The sequence below is a fragment of the Streptomyces sp. NPDC050085 genome (assembly GCF_044460595.1).
Taxonomy (GTDB): domain Bacteria; phylum Actinomycetota; class Actinomycetes; order Streptomycetales; family Streptomycetaceae; genus Streptomyces.
Map to the genome: position 1 here is coordinate 541,006 of NZ_JBITJZ010000002.1, position 18,500 is coordinate 559,505.

Consider the following 18,500-nt stretch of genomic DNA (forward strand, 5'->3'; position numbering starts at 1 on the left):
TGGGAGCAACCGGCATGAGTCAACCGGCATGAGTACGGCCTGGCTGCTGGCCCTGATCCCGTTCGCCGGAGGCCTGGCTCTGACGGCGACGTCCATCGTGCAACTCGTGACGGAGACGCTGCGCCGCTCGACGGGCACGGTCGTCGAGGCGACGGTCACCGGCCACGTGGCCTCCCGCGAGGCCACGTACGCGACGCTGCACCCGGTGGTCACCTGGACGACCCCCGACGGCACGACGCGCGAACTGCCCCTCCCGGACGCCACCGGCGCCCACGCCCTGCCCGAGGGCTCCCGGGTCCGCGTCCGTTTCGACCCGGCACACCCCGACCTCGCCGCCCTGGACACGGACGCCCGCCACCGCTCCTGCGTCCGCGGCCTGTACCTGGGCATCGCGCTGTGGGCCGGAACACTGGCGGTGGTCGTGTGGCGGTTGGCATACGTCGTCCACCAAGGCGGCACGCGCTACTGACCCCCTGCCCCCTGCCCCCTGAGCCCCGCGAACCCGGCCGACCGGCGCATCCCCCTCGCCTGGTCCGCGGCAGTACGGTGTCCACCATGCGCCCCGACACGCCTGCCACGCCCGCCGAGAACGAGCACGCCGACCACGTAGCGGAAGCCGAGCGCCTGGAACGCACGGCGGCCATGTACCCCGAGGACGCGGAAGCCCTGCTCCTGCAGGCCGCGGCCCACTACGAACTGGCCGACGCCCGCGACCGCGCGACAGCGCTGTACGACGGCCTGCTGGCCGCGGAGCACGTGAACGACCCGTCCCTGATCCGCGCCCTCAAGGCCGCGAACCTGTGGGAGTACGGCCACGAGGCCGAGGCCCGGGCGATCATCACCGGCATCCGCACGTCGGCTCCCCGGGAACCGGCGCCGTGGGTGATCGCAGCGGAGTCCCTCGAATCCCACGACGAACTCGACCAGGCCCACGAGACGTTCACGGAGGCGCTCGACCTCCTGGTCCCGGACGCGGAGCGCGAGTCCGGCACCGTCCCCTACGCCAAGCACCCCCTCCTCCTGGGCCGCCACCGCGTCCGCCGCCTCCTCGGCGCGGAGCACGACGCCTGGGACGCCCTGGCCGACCGCGCCAACCGCACCCCGGTCTCCCTCGACGAACTCCACGACCCCAAGCGCCTGTGGGCCCTGGGCTCCTCCAACCCGGCGGAACTCCGCGCCGAAATCGACCGCCTGCGCGCGGAGTTGGGCTCGTACCGAGAGGCCCTGTCGCGCCCGTTCCCGGTGGCGGTCCTGCACTGGCCGTCGACGGAGTACGCGGAGCTGCTGGCGGCGTATCCGGCGCTGGGTTCTGAATACCCCTCGTACGAGGCGCACTTGGCGTCGATAGAGGCGTCCCTGAGGGAACTGGCCGCCTCCGGCACGGGGAACCTCGGAATCGTGACGGGCACGGTGCCTTCTTACGAGGCCTTCGCGGCTTCGGAGGGGTCTTCGCCGGGGGACGTGTCGCTGCTGCCGCAGTACGCGACGACGCTGGCGGCGCGGGGGCGGGCGGCTTCTTGGCCGCCGGAGGCGGGGGCGGGGTGTTGGTGCGGGTCGGGTAATGCGTACGGGGAGTGCCACGGGGGCGGAGCCTAAGCCCAGGCGCATGAGGATTTCCTCATGTACGGTGAGTGTATGAGCAAGGAGACGATCTACCGCCACCTTCGCGAGTTCCGCGACACCTTTCGTGAGGGGTTCGGCAGCGGGACCGAGACGATGCGCTGGCCCGAGATCAGCCAGGGCCAGATCGTGATGATGATGAGCCCCAAGATGCAGCACCAGCGCGTTGGCAACCGGCTCCGCGATCAACTCACCGCTCAGCTCCCGGCCGATCTCGTCGTCATGGTGGAGACCGATCTCGAAGATCCTGGCCTGGGCATCCTGCGCGTTCCCGACCTCGCGGTCATCGATCGCGCCCACGAGGAGTCCGGGGCGGACGCCATCGCCCCGGCCCACTGTCACCTGATCATCGAGATCGTCTCCCGCTCCAACCCAGCCAACGACTACGAGGGAAAGCTCCGCGACTACCCCGCCATGGGCATCCCGCACTACGTGATCGTCGACCCGCGCGACGGCACAGCCGTCCACCACTGGGCGCCTACCACCCGCACCGGAGCGCCCACGTACGACAACCAGCAGCACTTCACGTTCGGCGACACCCTCGTCGTTCAAGGCTGGAAGATCGACACGAGCGCGCTCCCGCGGTACGGCGACGAAGCGGGCGAATAATGGACCCCGCAGCCCTCGTCCGCCACTGGCGTCACGAACGCGGCTTGTCGCAAGCCCAGTTGGCCGCGCTCATCGGCACCGGCCAAGCGGCGATCTCCCGCATCGAGAACGGCAGGGACGTACCTACGCTTCCACTGCTCGCCCGGATCGCCGAGGCGCTGGGGTGCAGGTTGACTATCGCGTTTGAGCAAGCGGTGCACTGACCGGCGAAAGAGGACAGATGCCACCCGAATCACCCAAGTGGCAGGCCCCTGAAGGTTCTTGGGCATCTTCCGCTGCGCGGCGAAAGAACATGCAGGCGGTCCGCAGTCGCGACACAGGTCCCGAATGGGCACTTCGCCGGCTGCTTCACGCTCGTGGCCTTCGATATCGCGTGGCCGCCAGACCGCTCCCGGAACTTCGACGTACTGCCGATGTGGTCTTCCGCTCGGTGAAGGTCGCTGTGTTCGTCGACGGCTGCTATTGGCACGGCTGCCCAAAGCACTACGTATCACCGAAGACCAATCCTGCCTATTGGTCGGACAAGGTCGTGCGCAATATGGCTCGCGACCAGGACACGAACCAGCAACTCGAGGCAGCGGGCTGGACTGTGCTCCGCTTTTGGGAACACGAGGACGCCGAAGAGTGCGCAACCGTTGTCGCCTGCACCGTGCTAGCCCACCGAAAAGATCTCCTGCACATCACTAACAGCACCCGCCATTGACGGATCCTCTTCTGGCTCATGCTCCGGACTCGGGTCGGCCAGCAACCGACCTTTGCGCGAGAGCGCTTCACTGATCGCCCCACCTACTGCGGCTGCGACAGGAGGAGGAAAAGCATTCCCAACCTGCCGGTAGCGCGCCGTCTTTCCGCCAGTGAAGGCCCAGTCCTCCGGGAATCCCTGAATGATCGCGGCCTGGGCAACTGTGAGCATTGGACCTCGCCCCGCCAAGTCGCCTAGATCTCGGCCTGGGTCCACGACGCTGTCCGCGTCGTTGGCGACACCCATCGCATTAACGCCAAGGCCAGCCCACGCCTTCTTAGCGCGCGTGGGTCCGAGATCCGCGCCGCCATGCTTCTTCGAACCGCCTACAAGCGTGGGGGCCACACCGCCGAATCTCGCCTTTTCATACCATTGCTTAAAGCGAGGAGAGTCTTCACCCCCCAGCCTCTCCTTCATCGAATCATAGAGGGCCTCCCCCACAGTTTTTACTCGCATATTTTCTCTCGGCCAATCGAAGCCTCGATACTGATCTCCCCTGATAGCTACCAGAATTGCTCGTGGCCGGAGCTGCGGCACTCCGAACTTTTGCGCCTCCAAGACTCGCCATCCGCAGATCACGTACCCCGCTCGACGCAAACGGTTCTTGATGTGATTTCGATAGTAAAGAAACTTCAACTCAGGCTCGACCAAGCCTCGAACATTCTCAATCATTACAGCCCGAGGCATCAACTCCTCGACCATCTCCAGCATTGCCGGAAAAAGATCTCGCTCGTCATCTTGACCCAACTGCTTACCCGCAAAAGAAAAGGGCGGGCACGGAACCCCGCCGGCCAAGAGGTCGAGTTGCCCCGACTCAAGCATTGGATATTCCTCGGCGGGGATCCGAATGGAAGCACCAGGAACTTCCGGAGAAAACACCTGCTCTAGGGGGCGGAATTCCTTCACGTCCCCTTCATGGATTAGGCAGTGCTCCCTCTCCCAAGCCCATTCTGCACGCTCGTTGAGGTTCTTCCGGAGGGTCGCTACGGCATGCTTGTCGATCTCGACCAGCGCAAGGTGCCGGAAGCCGGCCATATGAAGCCCCAGAGCTTGACCACCTGCACCCGCACAGACCTCCAGCGAGGTCAAACGGTCGTTGCCCATTCCCATCGATTCCCCCAGGTACGGTGTGCACGCAGACACGACAGTCTCGCATCCTTCCACTTCAGGGTCCCCGGGTCTGTCCACTCGCCCCTGCATCGTCCTTCGTCCCGGGCCGTTCCCGCAGCTCAGTTGGGATCCAGTCGGCAACCGGACTCAGCGATCTTCAAGGCTGGCTAGACTCCCACCTCATGACCAGCACGGCACCCCAACAGTCGTCCATCCTCGACAAGCCTTTTGTCCTGGATCTCTTCGCAGGACCTGGCGGGTTGGACGTCGCCGGACATGCACTCGACATCCCGAGTCTCGGCATCGAGTGGGACAAAGGTGCGTGCCTGACGCGTTACGCAGCCGGGTTGGACACACTTCATGCCGATGTGAGCGCAGTACGCAAGAGTGCCTTCGAGTCTTTGCCCCCAGAGGTCAATGTGCTCGCTGGCGGGCCTCCCTGCCAGACGTACTCGGTGGCTGGGCACGGTGCCGGGCGCGAGGCTCTGGAAAGGGTGAAGACGTACATCGAGCGACTGACGGCAGGAGAGCCCGACGAGGCGATCGACGAGAGCCTCAAAACTCTCAGTGATCCACGCACTGCACTTGTTCTAGAACCCCTGCGATATGCCATCCAGGCCACCCGGAGCCCTACTCGGGAGAAGCGTCCGTACGACGTCATCGTCCTGGAACAGGTACCCGCAGTCGAGGAGCTCTGGCATCACTACGCCATGGTGCTGCGAGAGACAGGGCTCCCCGACGGCACCAAGTACAAGGTCGTTGTCGGCCGCCTGGACACCGAGACCTACGGAGTGCCTCAGAAGCGGTCCCGCGCGGTGCTGATCGCTCGTCGCGAGGGATTGGATGCGCCTTCGCTCCCCGCACCGACTCACCACTCCTATGAGGCGAAGGAATGGAACCGGAGGAATGAGAGCGACCAGGCTGCGAGCCATCGGCAGCAGCCCACCCTCGGCGGGGAAGGTCTGCTGCCTTGGAGGTCTATGGGTGAAGTGCTCGGCAACCCTGCTGGCAGACATCCGGGCCGTCCCACTCCCTTCCTGGTCCGCTCGAACTACGGAAGTTCCGGAGTCTCCGGAAGGCGTGGAGTACGCAGCGACCAGCAGCCCGCGTTCACCGTCACCGGCCGCATCTCCCGCTCTGTGATCTTCCAACACCTCGACAACGACATCGTCTACGAGGGGCCGAGATTCAGCATGAATGAAGCCGGGATGTTGCAGAGTTTCCCGCCGGACTATCCGTGGTCCGGAACCGCTCAAGCTCAACAGGTGGGCAACGCTGTACCGCCTCTGTTCGGAGCGCACCTGCTGAGCGCCGCACTCGGCATGCCCAGGCCGGACACCGATGTGATGTCAAAGCCTTGGCAACCCGCAACGACAGAGCAGCAGGCCAAACTGCGAAGTCACGGCTGCGGGGCTGAGGATGCATGTACCGACAGGTGCCCTCGGCCCGCGGACCAGGTTGCGCCACCTTCCACCATGCGCCCGCGCAAGCCTAAAAAGATCGACCAGACGAAGTCGGCAAAGTAGCCGGAAGGTTGTGCCGTCGACTAGTCATGGTCGGCGGCACAACCTTCCGATACAACTATTGGCTAGACGACCTGCTACCGAACAAACCGCCGCCTTGTGTCAGGATCCGCTGCTCGACATTAACCAACCCGAGCAAGGCAGCCGAGAGCGCCTCAGGCGACACGAGGTTCTGCACGTCCTGCTCTCCCAGGATTACCGGCCCGTCCTCGGTCCTTGCCACCACGGTGCCATTGAGCCGTTGCGCATGGACCACATGCGCAACAGCTTCCTCCCCGTAGACCTTACGCACGAGCTTTTCTACCTGCCCAGGGTCAGCTTTGGGCCACTGATCAGCCCAGTAGGTCGACTCCTGCACAAAGACGGGGTGCCGCAGGTTCAACCACACGACTCCGCGCGACGTGCTGCCGTCATCGAGGTCCAACTTGTCGTTCTGGTCGTACCTTGCAAGGTTCTTGGCTTCCTCTCCTTCGAACTTCTTCCAATCGAAGGAAGGGTAACCACCACGCACCCGAGCATGGGTGCCTGTCAGGTTTCCGCCGACGGCCGGAACGAGTAGTTGACGCGTCCCAGCCGTGCCGCCGCTGCCACCGCTTGCCCCGCGCCCATCACCTGACTTGGTCGCTCCCGCCCCTGGGGCCCCGGCATAGGAACCGCTAGCCATACCCACAACTCGGCCCGCCGCCGAGCTCAGTACACGGCTCGCCTTGAAACGAGGGTTCAGCCGGTCAAGGATTCGGGACAGGCTCTTTGCCATCGACGGGTCCGTGCGGCTGTAGTTCTTCGACCGCGCCTCATCCCGAGCACGCGCCAGTTCGTCGGGGAAGCTGTCGAAGAACCGGTCACCCCATTGCTCCCAGGGAAGTTCGACCCCGCCCTTGCTCATGAGCATGTTGCGGGACGCCTGCGTCAACACACCCCAGTCCGTGGGCCGGCTGTCGCTGTATACCGGAGGATGCAAGATGAGCCACGTCCGGGCCATGATCTCGTCAGTGATACCGAACTGCCTGTACCGACTCTTCGTTGAATCGGCGTGGTACAGCTCCCCCTGGTAGTTGACAGCGACAACGGGCCTCTGCCCGACGTAGTCTTTTGATCCGCCTACGGGAAGCACAGGCTCCGGAACATAGAACCATTCGGCGCGCGTCCCATGGTTGTCGACCACTACCTGCCCGGTGAGTGCCTCTTGCGGGATGTAATGCCGGAGTCCGTAAACACGACGCGGGCGCCACACCATTTCCGCGCCGTCAGGCAGCGTTACCGTGCGGTCCTTACTCGCACGACGCTCCACACTCTTCCTGCGGTACAGATCGAAGACTGTGGTCTCGATCGGCTCCCCATCTCGGTGCGGAACATCCAGAAGCCGCCCGTTGAGGTACCTGATGAGGCCATCGACAGTTTCGCTGCGGGACGGTTCAGGGTCCCCCTGCCATGTGCTGCTCTCTGCGTCCGCTCCGAGGAGCACCATGATCGTGCCTGTCTTCATCCACTCCGGCCGGAGTGCACTCCAGTCACATCCATGATCCGCGTCCTCGAACGGCATGACGACATCGGTGAGGTAGGTGTCGCCCGTCTCTTCCTCGATCGGGAACTCTCTGAGGGCGTAGTTTCCCTGCTTGTCCCTCTGGATCCAGAGCATTGCTCCGTGAGGCGCCTCAACCGTGTAGCTGATCACCACCACGCCGTATGGATTCCACGGGAGCACCGCAGACTTGAACCCCTGACCGAAGTTCTGGTCGACGCCGATAGGCTTACCACCGCCGCCGAACGTAGTGAGGAAGAGCCTCAGGTCATCAGGACCCATTCCTTCGCCGTTGTCCATGATGGTGCGCCTGAGGACACCGAGTCGGCTTGCCGCCTGCTCCTCGATCCCGAACTGGATGATCGATGCGTGGCTCTCTTCGGAGTTCCGCCACGCTTCACGCGCCCATTGGTAGGGCCCGCCAGCCTCGTAGGCCTGGCGAATCAACTGGTGCGTCGCTTCCGTCGGCACATGAACATACCTGGGCATTGCACTCCTCTCCCCTAGAGCCCGTAAGCCCTAGAAGTCACGGCAAGAGCAGGCGCCCTTGCCGGAGTGCATCGTAGACCCGGGTGCCCTCCTTCTGCATGAAGTTTCCGAAACGCACTCGCCGAGAGACCAACAGTCCGTTGACCCAAAACACCGTCCCAAAGACTCGAGCAGCAGAGCTAGTTGCCGCTCTGACCTTCGACAACTCAGCACCAGACCGAAGATGGAGAGGCACCCCTTATTGGCAACTCGACTACGTCACGCGCCTTCTGTCGTGATCGTGTTCTCGAACTTCATCTGCGCCCATTCCAGAACCTCATCCGGGTCACATCCGTGCGCGCGAGCCCAATGCAGCACGTCAGTCACCATGTCGACTACTGAGCGCTGAGCCATCACGACGCTCAGCGCGGACAGGTGGCTGCCCTCAACGCCTGCAGAACGAGCCTCTCCCGTCATGCCGTAGAGGCCGAGCACAACCTCAGCCCTCGCAACCCTCGCTCCGCCACTGTGCCCGCCGGGGCTGGCCACATCCGTGGCGAGCTCACACCACGTAACCTTGCGATCCGCTCTCAACTGCACTCCCCACCGATCCGACATAGCGTCAACCAGGGTCATGCCTCGTCCGCCTTCCGATTCCGAGGTCGCATCGAGCAGAGTCGGCAAGGCCCGCGTATCGGGGTCGTGGATCTCGAAGCGCGCGAAGGTGCCGTTCATCGACGACGCCAGGGTGACAGGCGTGCCGCGTCCCACATGAGTGATCACGTTTGACACGAGCTCTGTGACGCAAAGTTGGGCTCCCTCCACAATGCTGTGCAGCCCCCAGAGCCTCAAACGCTCTCGGATAAGCCTTCGCACCCCGGCAACCTCCTCGGGCTCCGCGAGGAAGGCCAGGTCCCACGACTTCCGGTGCATGCAGCGTGCGTTCCAGACCACAGCTCAACTCCGTTGCCCTAGAGGCCTTTAGGCCACAAACCTGTGTCCCTCACGAGCGTTGCACTGGAACTTCCAAAATGGAACTCTCATTTTCGGAGCCCGGAAGCACACGTGGAGCCGCACGCCCCCGGCGCGCGCCACCTTGCCCCTACGGAATGAAGGACGCACGATCAGTCCGATCGACAAGAAGGGCATTCTCCATGTCAGTGGGACCCACGACGCGCAGGCGGCAACTCGGAGCCGACCTACGGCGCCTACGCGAAAGCTCGGGCCTCACGCTCGAAGACGCGGGAGCACGCGTCGGCATCTCCAAGGCGACCCTGAGTCGTTACGAGACCAAGGAAGGCTCCGTGAAGTGGCCTGCCGTGGACGCGCTGTGCCGCGAGTACGGCGCTTCGGAAGAAGAGCGCGCGGCGCTGGTCGAACTCGCCAAAGGGGTCAAGATCCAGGGCTGGTGGCGATCACTCGCCGACCCGATTCCCGAGTCCATGAACCTCATGCTGACCCTGGAGGATGAGGCGATCCGCGAGGACCACTACGCCTCCGTCTACATCCCCGGCCTCCTCCAGACCCGCGCCTATTCCGAAGCCGTCCACCGCGCCTCCGAGATGCGCTGCCCGGAGAGTGAGGTGCGCCTCATGGTCGACATCCGCATGAAGCGTCAGGAGTTGCTCCACCGCGAAAGCCCCCCACATCTGTGGGCAGTGATTGATGAAGCGGCTCTGCGCAGGCGCGTCGGCGGTAGCGACATCATGCGAGAGCAGCTCCGTAAGCTCATCGCCTCGATGGATTTGCCCCAAGTCACGGTGCAGGTCCTACCGTTCGAGAGCGGAGCGCACGCTGCGGCAGTAGGCAGCTTCGTCGTGCTGGGCGGGCCCACTCCAGAACTCGACGTCGTATACGTCGATACGCTGGGCGGTGGCCTCTTCATGGAGAAGCCCCAGGAACTGGAGCGCTATAGGTTGGCATTCCAGTACCTGAGCGCCCAAGCCCTCGCACCCGATGACTCTGGGAAGCTCATCCGCCGCATAAGCAAGGAGTGTTGATGCCCGCCCAGCAGGAGCCAGTCTGGTTCAAGTCGTCGTACAGCGGCGGCAGTGGGACGGAGTGCGTGGAGATCGCAGCCGTTCCGGGCTCCGTGCTAGTGCGCGACTCCAAGGTCTACGACGGCCCCCGGCTCGCGCTCCCTCTGCAGGCCTGGACAGAATTCCTGCGCGGAGTCCGCCGAAGCGACTGACCCGCCCGGTGGATCTAGACAGTCCCGCTGGTGCCCGTCTCCGGCTTCGTCGCCCGGTGAGCCGGCCGGTGGGGCTTTGGGTTCGCCGCGTTCGCGCCGGTGGGGTGGCGGCGTGGTTCGAAGTCGGGTGCGGGACGGTGGGCTCTTCATTGAATTGCGTGGCTGATGCCGGTGGGTGGTTGCTGACGCCTCCCTCCCTATTCGCCCTGGCCATCGGCTGGTTGGGGCTGGCGTTCGTCGGCTTGGGCTTCGTCGGGGAAGGGGCGCCGACCAGTTCCTGAGGAGCGGCCTACGGGCGTGGACCGCCGCTCCCTGTGGTGGGGCGAGTGCAGGTTGTTCGGGGTGCGGGTGCCAACTCCGGTTGTATGAGGTTCAGTTGACAGCTTGGGCCAAAGATTGATCTAGGCCCTCCACCTGTGTCACTCTCCGTATGATCGCCATCACCGTCGCGTAACCTCCGCGAACAACTTCACACACAGGTGACCCCCGCGAGGCGGCAACCTCCGGGGGCCCGGCACAAGGAGCAGAACCTCCGCATGCAAATTCATCGTATCCGTCACCACGAGCGTGACTTCACCGTCCTCGCCAACAAGGCCATCCGCGACCCGCGCCTGTCCCATACTGCGCGCGGCATCCTCGCCTACGTCCTGTCGCTCCCCAGCGGCGCGCACGTCAACGTACGGACCCTCAGCGACGGCTTCCCGCAGGGGCGGCTCGCCGTGTCCAAGGCGGTCAAGGAGCTGCGGGAGTTGGGGTATTGGGTGACGCAGACCGAGCGGGACAGTCGTACGCGGCAGATCATCTCGAGCGTTGACGTGTACGAGGTTCCGCAGGCGACCTCATCTCCCCAAGCTCCCCAGGCCCCCTCGGCGCCCTCGGCTCCGAGGTCCTCAACTCCGCGTACCCACAAGCCGGTTCCTACACGGGTGGGAACCGGATCTTCGGGCCCGTTCTCTTCTCGCGGGTATACCGCCGACCTGAAGACGGAACCCTTGAAGGACGGAGGGAAGAACCCTCCCCTCCCTCCCGCGGGTGCCGCCGCCACGGTCGACGAACCGCATGCCGCCGAGAGCGCCGGGATTCTGTGGCGGCTCGGCTCCGTTGACCCACGGCTGCGACTCACCGAGCGCGGCGTGCGTGAGCTCGTGCCCGAGGTTGTCGTCTGGCTGGAGCGAGGGGCCTCAGCCGCCGAGATCGTCGATGCCGTCACGGCCGGACTGCCCGCCAAGGTGTACTCGGCGGTGCGGCTCATCGCCGATCGACTCAGCCGCAAGCGGCCCGAGCGCAAGCGCGCGTGGCGGCAGGTCTTTGAGTGTCCCGAGTGCCGGGACCCTCTGCCATGGGGGCAGGAGACGGGCATCTGCCGGGCGTGCTCGGCCAGAGCGGCCTCGGCGGACCGTGCCCCTTCGGGGAGCGGACGAGAAGAGACGCGACGGCTCCTTCAGGAGCGAGCCGCTTGAGCGGACACCCGGACTCCCGGTCACCCACGTGAACACCCGCCGTATCCCACCGCTGCCGCCCCCATCCGTATTACCGTTTCGGCAGACACAAGGAACACCTCCACGCAGCACTACAACGCACCTGCACCAGCTCACACCACGGACTACGGGGTACGCCACCGCCGGAGGACAGCTCCCTATGACCACCGCCCCCACCGGATCGAACGCCGTGCCCCCGATGCCGGAGAGAACACCGAAAGCGCTGCGCACCGCCATCGCTCAGCACGCACCGCAGCTCCTGGTCGACTTCGATCGGCACTGGCGCCGTGACATCGCCGATGCCTACGACCTCGCGCCCGTCCCCGCCTTCATGGCTCGCTGGTGGGCGGAGTACGCCCTCGCCCGCGATCCCGAGTTGGCCACGAAGGTGCACGGACTGGAGGACGCGGCGGGCAAGGAGGCCGACTACGCCCGCGCGAAGACCCTGATCGAGGAGGCCGGTCGACTGCGCCGCGAAGCCGCGAAAGCCGAGCCTGGCCGGTGACCGACGGATTCATGGGGCCGCCCTGGCAAGCGGACTGGACCACGGCCGCCGCGGAGGACCGGGACGCTCTCCCGGGCACCGCCCGTGATCTCGTTCTCGCCGCGCGGGCGGAGCTGGTCGTTGCCACCGATCCGTATTTCCGGGGCGTCGATGCCGACCGGGGCCTGCCCTCCGGCATGAGCGTAGAACCTGCCCAGTCCACTCGCCCCGGCGGTCAGCACGTCCTGTACTTCGATCACGGGCGGGGCTGGCTGCGTTACCAGTTCACGAGGCGGACGACCGATCCGCAGATCGTCATCGAGGAATGCTTCTGGCGGTGAGTCGACCCCACGGCTGCGAGTGTGACCCAGGTCACACTCGCAGTGCTGTCACATCTCCCCGACCCCATCCGTCAAAGGGATGTAGCAAGCAAACGGGCCAGCGAAACGGCCGGCATCACAGCCTAGGGAGATCACCATGGAAGCCCGACTCAACCTCTTCGGTAACGCCGTCGCCGGTAAGTTCCTCAAGCACATCAACAGCGCCGGCAAGGCCCTCGAGACCTCCGGTCTGCCGATGAGCACCCAGGAGCTCGTGAAGATCCGGGCCAGCCAGATCAACGGGTGTGCGTTCTGCCTCGACATGCACACCAAGGACGCCGAGGCCGCCGGTGAGACCGTGCAGCGGCTGACCCTCGTTGCCGCCTGGCGCGAGGCCAAGGTGTTCACCGACGCCGAGCGGGCCGCCCTGGAGCTGGCCGAGCAGGGGACCCGGATCGCGGACGCCTCCGGTGGTGTCAGTGACGAGGCGTGGGCCAACGCCGCCAAGCACTACGACGAGGACCAGCTCGCCGCGCTCGTCTCGCTGATCGCCCTGATCAACGCCTACAACCGCCTGAACGTCGCCGTCCAGCTGCCCGCCGGCGACTACAAGCCCGGCATGTTCGGCTGAGCCCCACGAGCGGAGCACCACGAGCTGAGCCCCACGGGCCCCCGCCGGATCGGCGGGGGCCCCGAGGCGTAGCCTCAAACCGCATCAACTCGTCCCGTTCTGGAGGCTCGTCCCATGGCCCGTTCCCTGCCCGCCGCCCCCATCGCCGCCGCCGGTCTCGTGGGTGGTTACGCCACCGCCCGCTTCACCAAGAAGCGGCAGCTCGGCGGTGCCGTGCTCGCCGTTGCCGGGGCCGCCGCCGCGACGCAGTGGAAGCGGACCGCGGGCGGGAAGGTCGCGGGGGCGCTGACCGGGGCGTATGTCGCCGCGTTCGCCGGGTCCCACCCGCTGGCCAAGAAGGTCGGGGCGTGGCCGGCCGTCTTCGGCGTCGCCGGGGCCGTGGCCGCCGCCTCGTACGTACTCGTCGACCGCAAGGCCTGACCACCGCCCCCGGCCGGGGGTCCGGGGGTTGCCCCCGGGACAGCACAGCCGGCGTCGCCGGGGCCGTGGCTGCCGCCTCGTACGTACTCGTCGACCGCCGCGCCGCCTAAGAAGGCACCTCCGTAAGAAGGCACCTCCGTAAGGAAGCGCCCCTCAAGAACCCGCCGAGCCGTGCCCCAGCACATTCACCACCTTGCCCTGCGGGTCCCGTACGAAGAAGCGGCGTACGCCCCACTTCTCGTCCCGCAGTTCGCGGACGATCTCGGCGCCCGCCGAGCGCATCGCCTCGTACGCCGCGTCGACGTCGGTGACCTCCACGCTCATGTCCGGGACCGGGACGGGCGGTGGCGTGCCGCCCGGCGTGATGAAGTTGATCTGGGCCGCCGGGTGGGAGGGGGACGCGAGGGTCATGACCCAGCCGAGGTCCATGACCTCCTCGAAGCCGAGCGCACCGTAGAAGGCACGGTTGGCAGCGAGGGATTCCGGCCCCTCCACGGCCACGTTCGGGACGGCTCTGCGGACCTGGTTCATCTCAGTCATGCGGGTCATCGTCCCCGTGAATCCGGTCCTCACACGGTCACACGGTCGGCGACACACCGGCCGGGGCCGTCACCGCCGACAGCGGAGTCGCCACGTCCTCCAGGGACCGCCGCTCCGCCCGCACCGCGAACGCCGCCGCCACCAGGCCCGCCACGCACATCAGCGCCGCGCCGACCTGGAACGCGAGCACCGTGTCGGCGACCTTGCCGCTCTTGGTGAGGTCGGCGAAAAGAAGCGGGCCGCTGATGCCCCCGGCCGCCGTGCCGACCGCGTAGAAGAAGGCGATCGCCATCGCGCGCGTCTCCATCGGGAAGATCTCGGAGACCGTGAGGTACGCGCTGGACGCGCCCGCCGACGCGAAGAAGAGGACGACGCACCAGCAGGCCGTCAGGGTCGTCGCGGTGAGCGAGCCGCGGTCGAAGAGCCAGGCCGTGCCGAAAAGGAGCACGCCCGACAGCAGGTACGTCGACGAGATCATGACCCGGCGGCCGACCGTGTCGAAGAGCTTGCCGAGCAGCAGCGGGCCCATGAAGTTGCCCGCCGCGATGACCGCGAAGTAGTAACCCGTCGAGCCGGTCGGCACGTCGTAGAAGGTCGTGAGGATCGCGCCGAAGCCGAACGTGATCGCGTTGTAGAGGAACGCCTGCCCGATGAAGAGGGCGAGGCCGAGCGTGGTGCGTCGCGGGTACGCCGTGAACACCGTGCGCGCGATCTCCACGAACCCGGTGCTCTTGCGCTGCCGGATGGTGATCTCGCCCTCGGGCGGCGGGAGTTCGCGGCCGTGGTGCTGGGCCCGCACCTTCTCCTCCACGCCCGTGACGAGCGAATCGGCCTCCTCTCCCCTGCCGTGGATGAACAGCCAGCGGGGGCTCTCCGGGACGTTGCGGCGTACGAGGAGGATCACCAGGCCGAGGACGACGCCGAGGGCGAAGGTGAGGCGCCAGCCGACGTCCTTCGCGAACAGGTCCGTGTTCAGCGCGACGATCGACAGCAGCGAGCCGCCGATCGCGCCGAGCCAGAAGCTGCCGTTGATGATGAGGTCGACGCGGCCGCGGAAGCGGGACGGGATCAGTTCGTCGATGGCCGAGTTGATGGCCGCGTACTCGCCGCCGATGCCGAAGCCAGTGAAGAAGCGGAAGAGGAAGAACCACCAGGTGGAGAAGGAGAGCGCGGTGAGGGCCGTCGCCGCCAGGTAGACCGCCAGGGTGAGGAGGAAGAGCTTCTTGCGGCCGAACCTGTCCGTCAGCCAGCCGAAGAAGAGGGCTCCGACGCAGGCGCCCGCCACGTACAGGGCGGCGGCGATGCCGGTGACCTGCGCGGAGGAGATCGGCAGGCCGCTGCCCGACTCGGACAGGCGGCCCGCGATGTTGCCGACGACGGTGACTTCGAGCCCGTCGAGAATCCAGACCGTGCCGAGCCCGATCACCACCGTCCAGTGCCAGCGGGACCAGGGGAGGCGGTCGAGGCGGGCCGGGACGGCGGTCGTGATGGTGGCCGTGCCGTCGGGTTCGGCTGTGGCCTCAGTTGCGGCTGTACCGGCCGTAGTTGCGGCTGTGCCGGCCGTGGCGGGCCGGCCGTCGTGGTCGTCCAGGGACATGTGCGCCCTCCTCGTCGAGGGAACCGGCGATGTGTCCCGTACGAGTGCCCCGGCGGCCTGCGAGGATGCGCAACGCAACCCGGTGGGGGCTAGGGCCTGTCTCTCAGATCCCTCCTGCCCCGCGACGCCTGGCACGCACTCTCGCCTCACCGGGCGCAGACCCAAGTACATCCAGTACGAGGGTCGGCCCCCGGCAAGCCGAGAGCACGCACCAGACGCCGCAGGGCCCGCCCTCCGGGCGGACGGAGGGATCTGAGAGACACGCCCTAGGCCCCGAACCCCCGCGACACCGCGTAGATCAGCAGGCCCGCGAGCGAACCGACCACCGTGCCGTTGATCCGGATGAACTGCAGGTCGCGGCCGATGTGCGCCTCGATCTTGCGGGACGTGTGCTCCGCGTCCCAGCCGGCGACGGTGTCGGTGATGAGGGACGTGATCTCCTTGCGGTACGTCGTGACGACATAGACCGCGGCGCCCTCCACCCAGCCGTCGACCTTGGCCTGCACCTTGGGGTCGGTGGCCATCCTGCGGCCGAGCGAGAGCAGTGACGCCCTGACGCGCAGGCGCAGTTCGCTGCGCTCGTCCTCCGCCGCCGCCACGATCATCGAGCGGACCGCGGACCACGTGGACGCGATCAGGTCCTGCACCTCGGAGCGGCCGAGGACCTCGGACTTGAGGCGTTCCACGCGCGCGCGGGTGTCCGTGTCGGACTGGAGGTCGCCCGCGAAGTCACGCAGGAAACGGTCGACGGCGCCGCGGGCCGGGTGCTCGGGCATGTCGCGCATCTCCGTGACGAAGCGCAGGAGTTCCTTGTAGACCCGCTCGCCGACCCGCTTGTCCACGAAGCGGGGGGTCCAGCCCGGCGCCCCGCCCTGCACCGCGTCCATGACCGAGTCCGAGTGCAGGACGAGCCAGTCGTGGGCCCGCGCGCACACCAGGTCGACGACGCGCTTGTGGCCGCCGTCGGCGACGACCTTCTCCAGCATCTTGCCGATGCCGGGCGCGATCTCCGCGTTGTCGGCGCGGCGCGTGATGGCCTCGCCGACCACCGCCTGGACGTCGGAGTCGCGCAGGACGGTCAGGGCTCCCCGCAGCGCCGTGGCGAGTTCGGCCGTGACGCGGTCCGCGTGCTCGGGCTCCGCCAGCCACGCGCCGAGCCGGGAGCCGATGCCGACCGAGCGCAGACGGTCGCGTACGACATCGCCGGAGAGGAAGTTCTCGCCGACGAACTCGCCCAGGGACAGGCCGAGTTGGTCCTTCTTCTTCGGGATGATCGCGGTGTGCGGGATGGGGATGCCCAGCGGGTGGCGGAACAGGGCCGTGACCGCGAACCAGTCCGCGAGCGCGCCGACCATGCCGGCCTCCGCGGCGGCCGCGACGTAGCCCGCCCAGCCGCCCGCGCCGGAGTGCTCGGCCCAGGTGGCGAGTACGTAGACGACCGCGACGAAGACGAGCAGGCCGGTCGCCGTGAGCTTCATCCGGCGCACGCCGCGCCGCTTCTCCTCGTCGGCAGGGCTGAACTCGGCGGTGAAGCGGCGGCCCGCGCGGGCAGACTGCCGGGAGTCCCCGGCATCCGGTTCGCCCGGTACGCCCTGTTCGTCCGTCGTGCTCATCGCCCGCTCCACGTCCGTCGTCCTGCGACCGTCACTGTCGTCCCCCTCACACATTGTCCCTTCCTGACCTACTCCTGGAACGAACGACAAGTTCCCGGCGTCTGAGCGAGTGGACGCGGCTCGGACGGAGGGGGGCAGCGTCGGCCCCCTCGCAGGTCGCCCTGGACCCGTATCGCACAATGAGTCCATCACACCGGAGCCCCACGCTCCCCTTGCTCGAGGAGACGCACCCCGCATGACCAAGCGCCACGGTTATGCATGGCTGGCGGCGCTCGTCGCCGTCGCCGTCGTGATCTCGTCCGCCATCTATCTCGGCTTCTCCGGCGTCCTGCGCGACGACGACGGTTCCGTACGGGCCGGTGGCGGCACCCGTCCGCACGGCTCGGCCGCTCCCGCCTCCACCGGCACCTGGGCGGGCAGCTGGTCCGCCGCGCCCGCGGGCGGCGAGCCGGGCACCGAGACGAACGGGCTCGCCGGCCGTTCCGTACGCAACGTCGTGCACACCAGCGTCGGCGGCACCGGCGCCCGCATCACCCTCTCCAACCTGTACGGGCAGCAGCCCCTCACGCTCACGCACGCCTCCGTCGCGGTCGCCGCGGCGCCGGGCAGTGCGACGGCGCTCGCCGGGACGGTGCGCCGCCTCACGTTCTCGGGAAACACCTCGGTGGTCATCCCCGCCGGGCAGCAGGTCGTCAGCGACGCCGCGCGCCTGAAGGTGCCCGCCGACGCGGACATGCTCGTGACCACGTACGCGCCCACGCCGTCGGGCCCGGTCACGTACCACCCGCAGGCGCGGCAGATGTCGTACGTGGCGAACGGGGACCGCGTCGAGGACCCGAACGGCACGCGGTACACCGAGCAGAGCCCGTACTGGCGCTATCTGACCTCGCTCGACGTGCTCAGCCACGAGGCACAGGGCACCGTCGCGATCATCGGCGACTCGCTGACCGATGGCGTCACCTCCACCGTCGGCGCGAACCGGCGGTGGCCCGACGTGCTGGCCGACCGGCTGCGCACCGAGTCGGGTGCCCCGCGCTACGGCGTCGTGAACCTCGGCATCAGCGGCAACCGCATCCTGTCCGACGGCCTCGGCCGCCCGGCGGGCAACCCGAGCGGCCTGTCCCGCTTCGACCGGGACGTGCTCGGCCGGGCCGGCGTGCGGGCCGTCGTCATCGACCTCGGCATCAACGACATCATGCGCACCCCGCAGCAGACCGACCCCGAAAAGATCGCGGACGGCCTGCGGGACCTGGTGCGGCAGGCGCACGCGCGCGGCCTGCGCGTCATCGGGGCGACGCTCATGCCTTTCGGGGGGCACCGCGGGTACCAGCGGCAGCTCGAAGGCGTCCGGCAGGACGTGAACGCGCTCATCCGCGGCGGCAAGGTCTACGACGACTACGTCGACTTCGACAAGGCACTGCGCGACCCGTACGACCCGCGCAAGCTGCTGCCGCGGTACGACTCCGGGGACCATCTGCACCCGAGCGACGCGGGGTACCGGGCGATGGCGGACGCGTTCGACGTGGCCGCGCTGAAGGGGGCGGCCGGGGCGGAGCTCTGACGCGGGCGACCACCAGGCCCTAGGGCGTGTCTTCAAACTCCCGTCGTCGCCCGCAGGGCGGCCGCGCGGCG

The 18,500-nt window shown here is 67.2% G+C and carries 20 protein-coding genes; 14 read left to right on the forward strand and 6 right to left on the reverse strand.

From position 1 onward, the window contains the following. Positions 1-28 precede the first annotated feature (28 nt). From ACIBUY_RS10810 to ACIBUY_RS10830, 5 genes are all read left to right on the forward strand, one after another. Positions 29-469 carry a DUF3592 domain-containing protein gene (locus ACIBUY_RS10810; protein WP_399152382.1) on the forward strand — a complete coding sequence of 147 codons (441 nt, stop codon included), beginning with the start codon at positions 29-31 and terminating at the stop codon, positions 467-469. A gap of 86 nt (positions 470-555) precedes the next feature. Next, positions 556-1,596 carry an SEC-C domain-containing protein gene (locus ACIBUY_RS10815; RefSeq protein ID WP_399152383.1) on the forward strand — a complete coding sequence of 347 codons (1,041 nt, stop codon included), beginning with the start codon at positions 556-558 and terminating at the stop codon, positions 1,594-1,596. Between the two features lie 39 nt (positions 1,597-1,635). Continuing rightward, complete coding sequence (locus ACIBUY_RS10820; protein ID WP_399152384.1) at positions 1,636-2,229, forward strand: Uma2 family endonuclease; 594 nt, start codon at positions 1,636-1,638, stop codon at positions 2,227-2,229. Beyond that, positions 2,229-2,432: a helix-turn-helix domain-containing protein gene (locus ACIBUY_RS10825; protein WP_399152385.1), complete on the forward strand. Its 204-nt coding sequence runs from the start codon at positions 2,229-2,231 to the stop codon at positions 2,430-2,432. The genes ACIBUY_RS10820 and ACIBUY_RS10825 overlap by 1 nt, the downstream gene beginning before the upstream one ends. A gap of 17 nt (positions 2,433-2,449) precedes the next feature. Then, a complete protein-coding gene (locus ACIBUY_RS10830) occupies positions 2,450-2,932 on the forward strand; it encodes a very short patch repair endonuclease (RefSeq protein ID WP_399152386.1) in 483 nt (160 codons plus the stop codon). Here the strand turns inward: ACIBUY_RS10830 and ACIBUY_RS10835 are convergent. Then, entirely contained in the window at positions 2,882-4,081 is a 1,200-nt protein-coding gene (locus ACIBUY_RS10835; protein WP_399152387.1) for a DNA cytosine methyltransferase, read from the reverse strand. The two genes, ACIBUY_RS10830 and ACIBUY_RS10835, sit on opposite strands and share 51 nt — an antisense overlap. Before the next feature lie 182 nt (positions 4,082-4,263). Between ACIBUY_RS10835 and ACIBUY_RS10840 the strand changes: the two genes are divergently transcribed. Beyond that, on the forward strand, positions 4,264-5,607 hold the full coding sequence (locus ACIBUY_RS10840; protein ID WP_399152388.1) for a DNA cytosine methyltransferase: 1,344 nt from the start codon (positions 4,264-4,266) through the stop codon (positions 5,605-5,607). A gap of 55 nt (positions 5,608-5,662) precedes the next feature. Here the strand turns inward: ACIBUY_RS10840 and ACIBUY_RS10845 are convergent, their stop codons facing one another. Continuing rightward, complete coding sequence (locus ACIBUY_RS10845; protein WP_399152389.1) at positions 5,663-7,615, reverse strand: hypothetical protein; 1,953 nt, start codon at positions 7,613-7,615, stop codon at positions 5,663-5,665. Between the two features lie 258 nt (positions 7,616-7,873). Next, the gene (locus ACIBUY_RS10850; RefSeq protein ID WP_399152390.1) at positions 7,874-8,548 is read right to left on the reverse strand and encodes an ATP-binding protein; all 675 of its coding nucleotides are present in this window, start codon (positions 8,546-8,548) and stop codon (positions 7,874-7,876) included. A gap of 200 nt (positions 8,549-8,748) precedes the next feature. Between ACIBUY_RS10850 and ACIBUY_RS10855 the strand changes: the two genes are divergently transcribed. From ACIBUY_RS10855 to ACIBUY_RS10885, 7 genes are all read left to right on the forward strand, one after another. Beyond that, positions 8,749-9,594, forward strand: a complete 846-nt coding sequence (locus ACIBUY_RS10855; protein ID WP_399152391.1) for a helix-turn-helix domain-containing protein — start codon at positions 8,749-8,751, stop codon at positions 9,592-9,594. Next, on the forward strand, positions 9,594-9,785 hold the full coding sequence (locus tag ACIBUY_RS10860) for a DUF397 domain-containing protein (RefSeq protein ID WP_399152392.1): 192 nt from the start codon (positions 9,594-9,596) through the stop codon (positions 9,783-9,785). The genes ACIBUY_RS10855 and ACIBUY_RS10860 overlap by 1 nt, the downstream gene beginning before the upstream one ends. A 536-nt stretch (positions 9,786-10,321) precedes the next feature. After that, positions 10,322-11,245 carry a hypothetical protein gene (locus ACIBUY_RS10865; RefSeq protein WP_399152393.1) on the forward strand — a complete coding sequence of 308 codons (924 nt, stop codon included), beginning with the start codon at positions 10,322-10,324 and terminating at the stop codon, positions 11,243-11,245. Between the two features lie 178 nt (positions 11,246-11,423). After that, entirely contained in the window at positions 11,424-11,768 is a 345-nt protein-coding gene (locus tag ACIBUY_RS10870) for a hypothetical protein (RefSeq protein WP_399152394.1), read from the forward strand. Further along, entirely contained in the window at positions 11,765-12,088 is a 324-nt protein-coding gene (locus ACIBUY_RS10875; protein ID WP_399152395.1) for a hypothetical protein, read from the forward strand. The genes ACIBUY_RS10870 and ACIBUY_RS10875 overlap by 4 nt, the downstream gene beginning before the upstream one ends. A 136-nt stretch (positions 12,089-12,224) precedes the next feature. Next, positions 12,225-12,698: a carboxymuconolactone decarboxylase family protein gene (locus tag ACIBUY_RS10880; RefSeq protein ID WP_365563334.1), complete on the forward strand. Its 474-nt coding sequence runs from the start codon at positions 12,225-12,227 to the stop codon at positions 12,696-12,698. Positions 12,699-12,812: 114 nt separating this feature from the next. Continuing rightward, positions 12,813-13,118, forward strand: coding sequence for a hypothetical protein (locus ACIBUY_RS10885; protein WP_365563332.1), 306 nt, complete (start codon positions 12,813-12,815; stop codon positions 13,116-13,118). Between the two features lie 153 nt (positions 13,119-13,271). Here the strand turns inward: ACIBUY_RS10885 and ACIBUY_RS10890 are convergent, their stop codons facing one another. The 3 genes from ACIBUY_RS10890 to ACIBUY_RS10900 all read right to left on the reverse strand — a co-directional run bounded on the left by ACIBUY_RS10890 (position 13,272) and on the right by ACIBUY_RS10900 (position 16,868). Continuing rightward, a complete protein-coding gene (locus ACIBUY_RS10890) occupies positions 13,272-13,649 on the reverse strand; it encodes a VOC family protein (RefSeq protein ID WP_399152530.1) in 378 nt (125 codons plus the stop codon). 46 nt (positions 13,650-13,695) lie between these two features. Then, positions 13,696-15,255 (reverse strand): MFS transporter, encoded by a 1,560-nt coding sequence (locus tag ACIBUY_RS10895; RefSeq protein ID WP_399152396.1) that lies wholly within the window; start codon positions 15,253-15,255, stop codon positions 13,696-13,698. Between the two features lie 266 nt (positions 15,256-15,521). Next, a complete protein-coding gene (locus ACIBUY_RS10900; protein ID WP_399152397.1) occupies positions 15,522-16,868 on the reverse strand; it encodes a DUF445 domain-containing protein in 1,347 nt (448 codons plus the stop codon). A 235-nt stretch (positions 16,869-17,103) separates the two neighbouring features. Between ACIBUY_RS10900 and ACIBUY_RS10905 the strand changes: the two genes are divergently transcribed. Next, positions 17,104-18,429, forward strand: a complete 1,326-nt coding sequence (locus ACIBUY_RS10905) for an SGNH/GDSL hydrolase family protein (protein ID WP_399152398.1) — start codon at positions 17,104-17,106, stop codon at positions 18,427-18,429. Positions 18,430-18,500 lie beyond the last annotated feature (71 nt).